Annotated in this window: 11 protein-coding genes and 1 tRNA gene; 6 read left to right on the top strand and 6 right to left on the bottom strand. The window is 56.1% G+C overall.

Annotated elements, in window-relative coordinates; genetic code table 11:
* Positions 1 to 36: 36 nt before the first annotated feature.
* The 3 genes from groL to WA302_RS19265 form a co-directional block, all read right to left on the bottom strand.
* Positions 37 to 1,683, bottom strand: a complete 1,647-nt coding sequence (gene groL, locus WA302_RS19275; protein WP_004929662.1) for a chaperonin GroEL — start codon at positions 1,681 to 1,683, stop codon at positions 37 to 39.
* 44 nt (positions 1,684 to 1,727) lie between these two features.
* Positions 1,728 to 2,021: a co-chaperone GroES gene (locus tag WA302_RS19270; RefSeq protein ID WP_004929661.1), complete on the bottom strand. Its 294-nt coding sequence runs from the start codon at positions 2,019 to 2,021 to the stop codon at positions 1,728 to 1,730.
* 189 nt (positions 2,022 to 2,210) lie between these two features.
* Complete coding sequence (locus WA302_RS19265) at positions 2,211 to 2,699, bottom strand: FxsA family protein (RefSeq protein ID WP_004929660.1); 489 nt, start codon at positions 2,697 to 2,699, stop codon at positions 2,211 to 2,213.
* 369 nt (positions 2,700 to 3,068) lie between these two features.
* Between WA302_RS19265 and aspA the strand changes: the two genes are divergently transcribed.
* From aspA to WA302_RS19235, 6 genes are all read left to right on the top strand, one after another.
* Positions 3,069 to 4,505 carry an aspartate ammonia-lyase gene (aspA, locus tag WA302_RS19260; RefSeq protein ID WP_004929659.1) on the top strand — a complete coding sequence of 479 codons (1,437 nt, stop codon included), beginning with the start codon at positions 3,069 to 3,071 and terminating at the stop codon, positions 4,503 to 4,505.
* Between the two features lie 125 nt (positions 4,506 to 4,630).
* Positions 4,631 to 5,932 carry an anaerobic C4-dicarboxylate transporter gene (locus WA302_RS19255; RefSeq protein WP_016929379.1) on the top strand — a complete coding sequence of 434 codons (1,302 nt, stop codon included), beginning with the start codon at positions 4,631 to 4,633 and terminating at the stop codon, positions 5,930 to 5,932.
* Positions 5,933 to 6,041: 109 nt separating this feature from the next.
* The gene (gene cutA / locus WA302_RS19250) at positions 6,042 to 6,365 is read left to right on the top strand and encodes a divalent cation tolerance protein CutA (RefSeq protein WP_004929657.1); all 324 of its coding nucleotides are present in this window, start codon (positions 6,042 to 6,044) and stop codon (positions 6,363 to 6,365) included.
* Positions 6,341 to 8,056, top strand: a complete 1,716-nt coding sequence (locus tag WA302_RS19245) for a protein-disulfide reductase DsbD (RefSeq protein ID WP_261456582.1) — start codon at positions 6,341 to 6,343, stop codon at positions 8,054 to 8,056. The genes cutA and WA302_RS19245 overlap by 25 nt, the downstream gene beginning before the upstream one ends.
* Positions 8,057 to 8,098: 42 nt before the next feature.
* Positions 8,099 to 8,674 (top strand): division control transcriptional repressor DicD, encoded by a 576-nt coding sequence (gene dicD / locus WA302_RS19240; protein WP_004929655.1) that lies wholly within the window; start codon positions 8,099 to 8,101, stop codon positions 8,672 to 8,674.
* A 160-nt stretch (positions 8,675 to 8,834) separates the two neighbouring features.
* Positions 8,835 to 8,910 (top strand) — tRNA-Phe (locus WA302_RS19235).
* Between the two features lie 192 nt (positions 8,911 to 9,102).
* On the opposite strand, the gene WA302_RS19230 is transcribed toward WA302_RS19235, so the two are convergent.
* From WA302_RS19230 to WA302_RS19220, 3 genes are all read right to left on the bottom strand, one after another.
* Positions 9,103 to 10,134, bottom strand: a complete 1,032-nt coding sequence (locus tag WA302_RS19230; protein WP_143779448.1) for a tyrosine-type recombinase/integrase — start codon at positions 10,132 to 10,134, stop codon at positions 9,103 to 9,105.
* Positions 10,135 to 10,219: 85 nt separating this feature from the next.
* The gene (locus WA302_RS19225; protein ID WP_336064697.1) at positions 10,220 to 11,920 is read right to left on the bottom strand and encodes a TraI domain-containing protein; all 1,701 of its coding nucleotides are present in this window, start codon (positions 11,918 to 11,920) and stop codon (positions 10,220 to 10,222) included.
* Positions 11,914 to 13,362, bottom strand: coding sequence for a UvrD-helicase domain-containing protein (locus WA302_RS19220; protein ID WP_336064696.1), 1,449 nt, complete (start codon positions 13,360 to 13,362; stop codon positions 11,914 to 11,916). The genes WA302_RS19225 and WA302_RS19220 overlap by 7 nt, the downstream gene beginning before the upstream one ends.
* Positions 13,363 to 13,594: the final 232 nt, after the last annotated feature.

Raw genomic sequence — 13,594 nt, 5'->3', positions numbered from 1 at the left:
GACCGGGGTTCTCAGCACACAAGCGTGTGGGGATGATTACATCATGCCGCCCATGCCGCCCATGCCACCCATGCCGCCTGCTGCGCCCAGATCCGGTGCGTCAGCCTTCGGCAGGTCGGTGACCATGCATTCGGTGGTGATCATCAGGCCAGCCACGGAAGCCGCGTACTGCAGAGCAGAACGGGTCACTTTGGTTGGATCCAGGATACCCATCGCGATCATGTCGCCGTATTCTTCAGAGTAAGCGTTGTAGCCGTAGCTGCCTTCGCCCGCTTTCACCTGGTTGGCGATAACGGAAGCTTCTTCACCGGCGTTGACCACGATCTGACGCAGAGGGGCTTCCATTGCGCGCAGCGCAACTTTGATACCCACGTTCTGGTCTTCGTTGTCGCCTTTCAGCGCGGCGATTTTGCCTGCAACGCGGATCAGCGCGACGCCGCCGCCGGCAACCACGCCTTCTTCCACTGCGGCGCGGGTTGCGTGCAGGGCGTCTTCAACGCGGGCTTTCTTCTCTTTCATTTCAACTTCAGTGGCTGCGCCAACCTTGATAACGGCAACGCCGCCGGCCAGTTTCGCTACGCGCTCCTGCAGTTTTTCACGATCGTAGTCAGAGGTCGCTTCTTCGATCTGCTGACGAATTTGAGCAACGCGGCCCTGGATGGTCGCTTCGTCGCCCACGCCATCGATGATGATGGTGGTGTCTTTGTTGATGACAACGCGTTTCGCCTGACCCAGATCTTCCAGGGTGGCTTTTTCCAGTTCCAGACCGATCTCTTCAGAGATAACGGTACCGGCAGTCAGGGTAGCGATGTCCTGCAGCATGGCTTTACGACGGTCGCCGAAGCCAGGCGCCTTAACGGCAGCCACTTTCACGATGCCGCGCATGGTGTTGACCACCAGGGTCGCCAGCGCTTCGCCTTCTACGTCTTCAGCGATGATCAGCAGCGGTTTGCCTGCTTTGGCAACGGCTTCCAGCACCGGCAGCATTTCGCGGATGTTGGAGATCTTCTTGTCGGCCAGCAGGATGAACGGGCTTTCCAGCTCAACAGAACCGGTTTCCGGCTTGTTGATGAAGTATGGAGACAGGTAACCGCGGTCGAACTGCATACCTTCAACCACGTCCAGCTCGTCTTGCAGGCCGGTGCCTTCTTCAACGGTGATAACGCCTTCTTTGCCCACTTTCTCCATCGCTTCCGCGATCAGTTTACCCACGGTTTCGTCGGAGTTGGCGGAGATGGTGCCGACCTGAGCGATAGCTTTGGAATCGGAGCAAGGTACGGACAGTTTTTTCAGTTCTTCAACCGCAGCGACAACCGCTTTGTCGATGCCGCGCTTCAGATCCATCGGGTTCATGCCTGCAGCAACCGCTTTCAGGCCTTCGGTGATGATGGATTGAGCCAGTACGGTTGCAGTGGTGGTGCCGTCGCCCGCCGCGTCGTTCGCTTTGGAGGCCACTTCTTTCACCATCTGTGCGCCCATGTTCTCGAACTTGTCTTCCAGTTCGATTTCACGCGCAACGGAAACGCCGTCTTTGGTGATGGTCGGTGCGCCGAAAGATTTATCCAGCACTACGTTGCGGCCTTTCGGGCCCAGGGTCACTTTTACTGCATCAGCGAGAACATTCACGCCGCGGAGCATTTTCACGCGAGCGTCATTGCCGAATTTTACGTCTTTAGCTGCCATTGGTATTTCCCTTCAACTCGTTCAGTTCAGAAGATAAAGCGCAATTACGCTTCAACAATTGCCAGAATGTCGCTTTCGGACATGATCAACACTTCTTCATTGTCGATCTTCTCTGCTTTCACGCCGTAGCCGTCGTTGAAAATCACGATATCGCCAACTTTCACATCCAGCGGTTGGATGTTGCCGTTTTCCAGCACACGCCCTTTACCCACTGCAACCACTTCACCGCGAGTGGATTTACCCGCAGCAGAGCCAGTCAGGACGATGCCGCCAGCAGATTTTGATTCAACTTCTTTGCGCTTGACGATAACGCGGTCATGCAATGGACGAATACTCATTGAACGCTCTCCTGTAAGAAGGTCTCTATCAGATTTAGGGTTGTACACCGGATGGTTGTTATTACCGGCCTCGTGGCATTTGAGATGGGGGCGTTCCAGCCCCCTTCAAGGGGGCGAACAAAAAAAATTTCGCATTTTCGGTTCGGCGAGTGCCGCAGAGATGAAAAACGCGGCCTGAGCCGCGTTTGCTTAACGATCGTGAGGTTTGCGATCCTCGTCCGGGCGGTGTTCCAGCACCGGGCGTTCGTCGTCCTTGCGCTGGAATTCGCCGTCGAAGGTATTGCCGTTGGCGGCGTCGCCGCCCGTCCAACCGCCGGGGCGATACACCGACAGGTGCGGCATCAGCTTCAGCGTCAGCGATTTTTGCACCGGTGGCAGCAGCAGCAACAGGCCGAGGAAGTCGGTGAAGAAGCCCGGTATCAGCAGCAGGAAGCCCGCCAGCACCAGCGAAACGCTTTTCACCATTTCCGCCGCCGGGCTTTCGCCGGCCGCCAGTTTTTGCTGCATCTGCACGAAGGTTTTCATGCCCTGATTGCGCACCAGCGAAATGCCGACGCAGGAGCTGAACACCACCAGCAGCAGGGTGACAGCCACGCCGAGCACGGCGGCGACTTTGATAAAGATGGATATTTCTATGTAAGCCAGCAGAAATATCAGCAGTAGCGGTAACCAGCGCACCTGGTTCTCCTATCGGTAGGTAAGGCACGGCCGCCACGGGGCGACGGCGCGAAAAAAGAGGCCGTAAACGGCCGACACCATTACAATGAGGGCATCCCCCCACCATTTCAACCGAGAGCCGGTTTTTATTGCTAAAGTTCACAAACGTGAAAGAAGTCACAGAACCGGAAAAGGGCATATCCTTAAACACCATAAGGTGATCTGGATTCAGTCATTTCTTATCAACCAGCATATGATCTGGGCAGCAACGGGCGATTTGGTTAATCGTTTCACGCCCCAAGCCTTCGGCAACATTAATTTAGGCTGTGCCCTTACTAGCCTTGACCTGACAAATTATTAATTCGGCAGCAACACATAGAGAAGGTTCTCATGTCAAACAACATTCGTATCGAAGAAGACCTGTTAGGAACACGTGAAGTCCCCGCAGACGCTTACTACGGAGTTCACACTCTGCGTGCGATTGAAAACTTCTACATCAGCAACAGCAAAATCAGCGATGTCCCCGAGTTCGTTCGCGGCATGGTGATGGTGAAAAAGGCCGCGGCGATGGCCAACAAAGAACTCAAAACCATCCCACGCAAAATCGCCGACGTGATCATCCAGGCCTGCGACGAGGTGCTGGATAAAGGCAAGTGCATGGATCAGTTCCCGGTGGACGTGTTCCAGGGCGGCGCAGGCACCTCGCTGAACATGAACACCAACGAAGTGCTGGCGAACATCGGCCTGGAGCTGATGGGCCATCAAAAAGGCGAATACCAGTACCTGAACCCGAACGATCACCTCAATAAGTGCCAGTCCACCAACGACGCCTACCCGACCGGGTTCCGCATCGCGGTGTACGCCTCCAACCAGAAACTGATCGACGCCATCAACCAGCTGCGTGAAGGCTTCGATCGCAAGGCGAAAGAGTTCGAAACCATCCTGAAAATGGGCCGCACCCAGCTGCAGGACGCAGTGCCGATGACCCTCGGCCAGGAATTCCACGCCTTCAGCGTGCTGCTGAACGAAGAGACCCGCAACCTGCACCGCACCGCGGAGCTGCTGCTGGAAGTTAACCTGGGCGCCACCGCCATCGGCACCGCGCTCAACACCCCGGAAGGCTATCAGCCGCTGGCGGTGCAAAAACTGGCGGAAGTCAGCGGCCTGCCGGTGGTACCGGCGGAAGACCTGATCGAAGCCACCTCCGACTGCGGCGCCTACGTGATGGTGCACAGCGCACTCAAACGCCTGGCGGTGAAACTGTCCAAAATCTGTAACGACCTGCGCCTGCTCTCCTCCGGCCCGCGCGCCGGCCTGAACGAAATCAACCTGCCGGAGCTGCAGGCGGGGTCGTCCATCATGCCGGCCAAAGTGAACCCGGTGGTGCCGGAAGTGGTCAATCAGGTGTGTTTCAAGGTGATTGGCAACGACACTTGCGTTACCATGGCGGCCGAAGCGGGCCAGCTGCAGCTGAACGTGATGGAGCCGGTGATCGGCCAGGCGATGTTCGAGTCGATCCACATCCTGACCAACGCCTGCTACAACCTGCTGGAAAAATGCATTAACGGCATCACCGCGAATAAAGAAGTCTGCGAACACTACGTCTTCAACTCGATCGGTATCGTCACCTATCTGAACCCGTTCATTGGCCACCACAACGGTGACATCGTCGGGAAGATCTGCGCCGAAACCGGCAAGAGCGTGCGCGAAGTGGTGCTGGAACGCGGCCTGCTGACCGAAGCCGAGCTGGATGACATCTTCTCCGTGGAGAACCTGATGCACCCGGCTTATAAAGCTAAACGCTATACGGATGAAAATGAACAATAACAGACCTACCCGGTAGCCCTGAAAGGCACGCTAAATCCTCTGGATAGCGTGCCTTTTTACTTTCCGGCGCCCACAAAATTTTAACGTTTGATTTTCAATTTCTCTCATTTTAAGGAGTAAACACTATGCTAGCCGTAGAATTGGTTATCGTTCTGCTGGCCATCTTTTTAGGGGCCAGGTTGGGCGGTATCGGTATCGGGTTCGCGGGGGGGTTGGGCGTTCTGGTCCTGGCGCTGATCGGCGTCAAGCCAGGCAGCATTCCCTTCGACGTGATTTCCATCATCATGGCGGTGATCGCGGCGATCTCCGCGATGCAGGTCGCCGGGGGGATGGACTATCTGGTGCAGCAGACCGAAAAACTGCTGCGTAAGAACCCCAAACACATCACCATTCTCGCCCCTATCGTCACTTACTTCCTGACCATCTTCGCCGGCACCGGCAACATCTCGCTCTCGGCGCTGCCGGTGATCGCCGAGGTGGCGAAAGAGCAGGGCATCAAGCCTTGCCGCCCGCTGTCGACCGCCGTCGTCTCCGCCCAGATCGCCATCACCGCCTCGCCGATCTCCGCCGCGGTGGTGTACATGTCTTCGGTGATGGAAGGCCACGGCGTCAGCTACCTGCACCTGTTGATGGTGGTGATCCCATCCACCTTCTGCGCCGTGCTGGTGATGTCGCTGCTGGTGACCTGGCTGTTCGACTCCAAGCTGTCTAACGATCCGGTGTACCTGAAACGCCTGGAAGAAGGCCTGATCACCCTGCGCGGCAACAACGCGCTGGCGATCAAACCACGCGCCAAAACCTCGGTGCTGCTGTTCCTGCTGGGCGTGCTGTGCGTGGTCGCCTACGCCATCATCAACAGCCCGGGCCTGGGCCTGGTGGCCAAGCCGCTGATGAACACCACCAACGCCATCCTGATCATCATGCTGAGCGTCGCCACGCTGACCACCCTGCTGTGCCGCGTCGACACCGACATGGTGCTGAACTCCAGCACCTTCAAGGCCGGCATGAGCGCCTGTATCTGTATCCTCGGCGTCGCCTGGCTGGGCGACACCTTCGTGCAGGCCAACATCGACTGGATCAAAGAGACGGCCGGCAGCGTCATTCAGGCGCACCCGTGGCTGCTGGCGGTGATCTTCTTCTTCTGCTCGGCGCTGCTGTACTCGCAGGCCGCCACCGCCAAGGCGCTGATGCCAATGGCGCTGGCGCTGAACGTGTCGCCGCTGACCGCCGTCGCCTCCTTCGCGGCCGTTTCCGGCCTGTTCATCCTGCCGACCTACCCGACGCTGGTCGCCGCGGTGCAGATGGACGATACCGGCACCACGCGCATCGGCCGCTTCGTGTTCAACCATCCGTTCTTCATTCCCGGCACCATGGGCGTGATTTTCGCGGTGGTATTCGGCTTCCTGCTCGGCAGCGTCATGCTGTAAGGCTTAGACCGGGGCTGCGGCCCCGGTTTTCCTTCTGGCGATAAACTCGCCTTCTAGCCAATCCGCCTTCAGGGTATAGTGCCCATTCAAACCGATGAGAGGGCTGAAGATGTCTGATTGCGAAGCTGTCGTCATACTCTGTACCGCACCCGATGAAGCCAGCGCCCAGGAACTGGCGGCGCGGGTCTTGGGCGATAAGCTGGCGGCCTGCGCCACGCTGCTGCCCGGCGCCACCTCGCTGTATTACTGGGAAGGGAAACTGGAACAGGAATACGAAGTGCAGATGCTGTTCAAAAGCGATCGCCGCCGTCAGCAAGCCCTGCTCGACACCCTGAAACAACATCACCCTTACCAGACGCCCGAGCTGCTGGTCTTGCCGGTGATGGCCGGAGATAAAGACTACCTGTTATGGATCAACGCTTCCTTAAACTGATTTTGCTGCTGTGCAGCCTGTGCTTCCTGCCGCAGGCGGCACAGGCTTCGCTGTTCGCGCCGAAGGGCGGCAGCCAGTTCGTGCCTGTCGATCAGGCCTTCGCTTTCGATTTCAAACAGCAAGGCAACCAGGTAACGCTGAACTGGCAGATCCGCCCCGGCTACTACCTGTATCGTCAGCAGATCAAACTGGTGCCGCAGCAGGCGACGCTCGGCGCGTTTACCCTGCCGGACGGGCTGAGCCACAAGGATGAATTCTTCGGCGAAGTGGCGATTTTCAAACAGCAGCTGAATCTGCAGGTGCCGCTGCAACAGGCGGCGGCCAACGCCAGCCTCAGCGTCACCTATCAGGGCTGCGCCGAGGCCGGCTTCTGCTATCCGCCGGAAACCCGAACCATCCCGCTGGACGCGGTCAGCGCCACCGCCGCCGCGCCGCTCTCGGCCTCTGCGCCGGCTGAAGCCCCTGCCGCACCGGCCAGCCTGCCGTTCTCGCCGCTGTGGGCATTGCTGATCGGCATCGGTATCGCCTTCACCCCGTGCGTACTGCCGATGTACCCGCTGATCTCCGGCATCATCCTCGGCCGCGACCGGCCGCAAAGCAGCGGCCGCATTCTGGCGCTGGCGGTGGTTTACGTGCAGGGCATGGCGCTCACCTACACCCTGCTGGGCTTGGTGGTGGCCGCCGCCGGATTGCAGTTCCAGGCGGCGCTGCAGCATCCTTACGTCCTGATTGGCCTGTCGGTGCTGTTCATCGCGCTGGCGCTTTCGATGTTCGGCCTCTATTCCCTGCAGTTGCCCTCAGCGCTGCAAACCCGGCTGGCAAACTGGAGCAACACCCAGCGCGGCGGCTCACTGACCGGCGTGTTCCTGATGGGCGCCCTGGCCGGGCTGATCTGTTCCCCCTGCACCACCGCACCGCTCAGCGCCATCCTGCTGTATATCGCCCAGAGCGGTAATCTGTGGGCCGGCGGCGGTACGTTGTACCTGTACGCACTGGGGATGGGCATTCCGCTGGTGATCGTCACCCTGTTCGGCAACCGCCTGCTGCCGCGCAGCGGCCCGTGGATGCAGTACGTGAAAGAGGCCTTCGGCTTCGTCATTCTGGCGCTGCCGGTGTTCCTGCTGGAGCGGGTGATCGGCGACCTGTGGGGTATGCGCCTGTGGAGCCTGCTCGGCCTGGCATTCTTCGGCTGGGCCTTCGCCCTGAGCCTGAGAAGCACACGCGGCTGGGCGCGTGCCCTGCAACTGCTGCTGCTGGCGGCGGCGGTGATCGCCGCGCGGCCGCTGCAGGACTGGGCTTTCGGCACCGACCAGGCGCAGCAGGCGGCTCAACCGCATCTGGCCTTTACCCGCATCAACAACGTCGAACAGCTCGATCTCGCGCTGCAACAGGCGCGGGGCAAACCGGTGATGCTGGACCTATACGCCGACTGGTGCGTAGCTTGCAAAGAGTTCGAGAAATACACCTTCAGCGACGCCGCGGTGCAGGCGAGCCTGGCCAACGCGGTGCTGCTGCAGGCGGACGTCACCGCTAACAGTGCGGAACAGGCGGCGCTGCTGAAGCATCTGCAGGTGCTGGGGCTGCCGACGATCCTGTTCTTCGATCCGGCGGGCCGCGAGCTGACGGCCGAGCGCGTCACCGGTTTTATGAAGGCGGAGGCCTTTAACGCGCATTTGCAGAAAGTGATGTGATAACTGACACTGAAGATCGGAAGCGAATGGGAGGAAGCACAAGTGCAACGTGAACACGTCCTTGATACCGCGCTAGGCCTGCTGGAACAACAGGGCCTGGCGACCGCCACATTAGAGATGCTGGCGGAAAAACTCGACGTTCAGCCCGGCGATCTCAAACGGTTCTGGCCGGATCGCGAAGCCCTGCTGTACGACTGCCTGCGCTACCACGGCCAACAGATCGACACCTGGCGCCGCCAGCTGCTGCTGGACGAAAGCCTGAGCCCGCAGCAAAAGCTGCTGGCGCGCTATGACGTGCTGGCGGAATACGTGCAGCAAGACCGATACCCCGGCTGCCTGTTTATTGCCGCCTGCAGCTTCTTCCCGGAAACGGATCATCCGATCCACCAACTGGCGGAGCAGCAAAAGCTGACCTCACTGGAGCTAACCCGCGAACTGCTGCGCGACATGGACGCCGACGACGCCGACATGGTGGCGCAGCAAATGGAATTGATTCAGGAAGGCTGCCTGAGCAAACTGCTGGTAAAACGCCAGCTCCAGGACGTATCGGTCGCCAAACGGCTGGCGGAAGACATCTTGCAGGTGGCGCAGTGCCGCCGCAACGGGGCGTTGAGCTGAATCGGCAGGGTTGGCGGCACAGCCAACCCAAGGTGATAGCCAGAACAGGCGCATTTTTTGCGCCCTTTGCCTGAAAAGCCAGCAACCGGAGGCATTTTAACGTCTTTCACGCATAAAGCCGTTGACGGCTTTCGGCCAATACGGTTTAATGCTGCCCGTTGCCCGGATAGCTCAGTCGGTAGAGCAGGGGATTGAAAATCCCCGTGTCCTTGGTTCGATTCCGAGTCCGGGCACCACTAATTCTGCATCAATGCACACTGGTTAAAGGATGAGAACTTTAACGGGTGGTTAATACGGAATCGACTTGTCAAAGTGATAACAGAGTAACTGTTTACTACCGCGACGTTGTAAGTTGAATTCCTCAAGAAGGATGCCTGTGTTGGCCCACAGGCGTCCTTTTCTCGATCACTGGCGATATTCACAGCAAATCATGCCTGTGTCAAGCTTTGTAAGCTTCTCGTAGCAGTGATATCCGTATGTAAAACAAGCTCCTGTTCTAGTGCTTTTCCTGCTACTTCCATATCCAATTCGATATACTCCATTGTGGTACTGACGTTACGGTGACCCAGCAAATCCTTCACCAGTTTTAGATTTCTGTCCGGGGATTTCATCAACTCCGTGGCAAGTGTGTGACGGAAACGGTGTGAGGAAATATCGAAACCACTCTCCCTGGACAACCGACGATAGAAGCTACGAAATGACTGCAGAACGTTTTTCTCGTCATAGATGTAATGAGTATTCCGTGGATTGGTGAACCGTTTGACATCAAAAAGCAGGTCATGCTGACCCGCACCTCGCTCGATTGCACGCATCATGAGCAGCTCTATTCGCTCCCTTAATTGACGAACCACCGGTACTTTCCACTCTCGATGTGTTTTGCTACCTTCAAGTCGAAGTTCGATCCAACCTTGCTCAATGTTCACATCTCTCAGGCGGATGTGGATCATCTGATTGTTACGCATACCGGTATATCGAAATGTGTCTAATACCGTCATCCAGAACCAGGTAGGATAGAGTGCGCACTTTCCCCCCTTCACTGGTTTTCTCTCCTTCTCCCGCTGTTCATACTGTTGCATCACGAGGTAAAGACGGGTCAATTGAGACTTCGTCAATATTCGTTTTTTCTTAGTATCAGATCGAACTACCGTTCCATTAAAAGGGTTCTCACCGTGCTGAACCAACGCTTTTTTTATACCCAAATTAAATATTGCCCGCAGATGGGCTACCTTATTGTTCCAGGTATGTACCGAAAGATTTTTCTCCTTTAACAGATGCCGACGCCAAAGCAACACATCCCTTTGCGTCACCATAGCGGGTGTTATAGTTCCACCAATAAAACGCGTAAATGTTAGTGCTACTTTCCTATAACTCCATTCCGTTGCTGCGCGTAGTTGTTTGGTGAAAAAATATTCCTCGAGCAAGAACTCCCACTCATCGTGCATTTTTTCTTCACTTTTCATTTCATAACCTCGAATGAGTTCATTTATCCACTCACAATCCGTCAGTTTTACCCAACATTTATGAGATTCTCCCTGCATCAAAAGACTACGGGATCACGAGTAACTGACTGTCCTCTGGCACGCGTGTCCCACCGTACAAACTATTTGCCTTAATCAGGTAACCATTGATACGACGATATGTACCCACCCCCTCAGGCTTTTCATAAAGATGGCCAATAAAGAATCGCTGCCCCTTACGGATCCGATGTCTTCCCAGTTTTTCAAACGCTTTTTGGATAGCATTTCGGTCAGTACGCTCCAAATTATTTTCTTTGATATACAGATGAAAAATATCTGGAACGCAGAGAAAAACGAACCCACTGACAATATGTGCTCTGGAACCTAAGGTATTAACGGATATATCCCCTTTTTTTACCCCAAGACTCAACCACTGTAGAAATGCGTTCCCAACATTACTCTCCGCATTCAAAATACCTTCCACGTTATTTTCTTCTAACCGTGGATCCTTTGATAAATGTTGAGCCTCTAAAATAGCCGTTGTGTCCGTGCTCTTTGGTAGTTCAGGTTCTATTACGCCTGGTAAAACACAGTCATCTTCAATTACAGTAGTTATGTCATGTACCGACCCCTGCTCTTCTTCAGGAAGGAGGCTCTCTTTCTGAGGGGCGTTTCCCTCTTCTTGGTTATCCAGGCAAGTCGGTACTGACACCTCTACCGCCATCAATGACAACAGAGCCTGCATATCTTCTTCCACACCAACCACCGTTTCTGGTGCTAGGACCATCTCAGCCAAAGGCTTATCGTTGACCGGCGCATCCAGGGCCGAGCTAAGTAACACTTCCGTGACTAACGGTGCATTTTCGTTGGGCTGATCTAATGTCTCTGCCGGCAGTTGCTCCTGAGCGAGAGGAGGATGGATACTGTTGACTGCACCTTGCAAATCAGTCTCGGGTACTGAAGAGGTGATATGTTCTGTCGCCGGCGCCACTGACGGTAAGGTTATTGCCAGTGTGTCGGGGTTGGATATCGGCAAAAGCGATACGGCCAAACCATCGCCACGAGCCAGTTTGGCCGCCTCCAGAGTAATATCGTCAATTGCAGGTAATGTGCTCGGTTGCCTGGACGCTATCGTCATCAACGAATGTATCGCCGCTGGTAGTGTTGACAACCATTCAATAAGATCTTCAGGCAGCAGTCGTGCCGCAATCATTGCACTCTGACTGCTGGCCAGAGTCGGGGCTAACGGAGTGGCTCTGAAGCGAAAACGGTAAGGTTCACCCGGCACCGTCAAACCAGGTAACCAGGCTCGGCCACTTTGAAGCTCCCCCTGCAGCTGAGTCAACAGCGGCAGGTAGTGCCATAGCGCTGCATAAAACACCACGACATTCCACTGCACATTCTGGGCGGATTGTTCTTCGGGCGCTGCCCCTGGGGGCAACATGTGTCCTTTGGCCAGTCGAACCGCATACGTCGTCGTCTGCAGGGTAACATCGACCAGTCCTCCTTCCCTGGCATACTCCCCCTGGGACGCGGCCGGAAGTACCTGCATCAGCGTAACAAGCTGCTTCAAGGGTTGCAGATAGAAATGTTCATAGAGATCTTTGGGGAGAGCGCTGTTCTCCCACAGCTGCTGTAAACACTGCTGACGAGAGGCCGTGCTCAAAAGCTGCTCTGCGGATGCCGGCATAAAATAACCTACAGGACATTGAGAGGCTGAAATGCTTGCCGTTGGATTTGCCGACATAACCCGGGTTCCAACCAGCAGTTCTTTGATAGCCTTCAGCATGCCAGGTCTCCGGCGATATCATTACCCACGTTGTCCATCAACACCTGGAGCAATTCATTCAGTACCAGCGTTTGCCGGGCCCGGGTCACAGCGACATACAGCAGGTTGGTTTCATCGGTACGTTCGCTGTCGGCCATCAGAGGATCTGTGATATCGGCAAAATCATGATTCAACACCACCACAGGCCACTCCAGCCCTTTGCTTCGATGCGCCGTCGAAACGGTTACCTGAGCCTGGCGTTCATCAGTCACTGCATGCTCGCGCATCACCTGCAGCTTTTGTGGCAGCGGGAAGTACTGTTCGAGTAACCGCAGGCCTTGGTTCATTTCAACATCCCGGGTTGCTCTGGCAACCGACTCAAACTCCTCAAAGTTGCGGTATTCTCGCGCCAGCAGCGGAGATTTCATCCGCTCAGGCATGTCAGCCGAGAACCAGTACAGATCTTCCAGTTCTTCCGTTTTATAGCCGCTGATACCCCCAACCCAGTAGACCTTCTTCCCTGCCAGGCTGGCATCCAGCGCAGCGCCGATGACCCCCGCCACCGTTCGGCTCAATATGGCAACAGGCTGCCCCTTCACGTCATCAGGTATGCACCCAACAACCCTGTCGTTTCCCCCCTCCCCGACCACAGACATCGTTTCGCCTTGCCGGGCAAGCAGCATATTGGCCACCTGTGCCACGGCAGGACCAAAACGGAAACTGTGAGTCAGGTAAAGTCGGTCCGCATCGGCCAACTCAGGAGCATCGAGGGCATTTTCCGCGCCACGGAATCGGTAGATTTGTTGATGCCGGTCGCCAACCAACACCACATCACAGCCCTGCGCCAGTACCAGTGACTGCGTCACCGGATTCGCGTCTTGCCCCTCGTCAAACAGGAGCGTCTGCCAGCGTTTGGAAAGGTCGGGCTGAGAGAGCTGATACAGCTTGAGGTAAACGTCATGGGTGACAGGGAAAGTACCATCCTGGCGTGCAGACTCGCGCCAAAGCAATTGCGCCGCTGCCAGGATTTTATCGGGCGACAAACCACTGCGTGAGTCTTCATCAGGCAAGTGTTGCAAACCCAATTCGCCATCCCCACTGCAGAGGAAAGTGTTAAAGGTCGTGATAGATGTGCGTGCCAGCGGCCAATAGCGGGTATTGAGTTGGCGAGCAACGTCAGTGATCCGCAGGTTAGCTGTCAACCGCCGCTGATAATGGCGCCCGAAGTTAGGCCAGGCCAGCTGATGCGACGTTTTACATTCAACGTTAAACGGGAATTTTTGCTCAGCCTCATCCCTGACTGCACGGTTATAGGCAAGATAAAGCATTCTGCAATCCGGGTTTGCTTGGGCAAAACGGACCAATGTAGACGTTTTACCAGTGCCGGCAAACGCCCTGACCACCAGGCGGTGACCGGACCAACCAATGATGGCGGCCTGTTCAGGTGTATCACAATAAGACATAAGCAGCACTCCGTAAAACTTGACCGGCGCTTATCCTGCGCAGGTCAGTACAGCCAGCACCACAGAAAAACCTTTTCCCGAAAGAAATAGATTCCCGCAGTCAGCCGTTTTCAGGTTGATAGACAGCTATCAACCCCTCATTGCTGGAGTCTCTTAGGGCAAAAACCGTGGGGAAGCCTATACCTCCGAAGGCAACCCCAAAGCTAACAATCTATTGTTTTATTGTGTTTTT

This window comes from Serratia sp. 201 (assembly GCF_037027545.1).
In the GTDB taxonomy this organism is placed as follows: Bacteria; Pseudomonadota; Gammaproteobacteria; order Enterobacterales; family Enterobacteriaceae; genus Serratia; species Serratia bockelmannii.
Note: the sequence above shows the minus strand (reverse complement) of the source record. Positions and strands in the feature narration are given on the sequence as shown.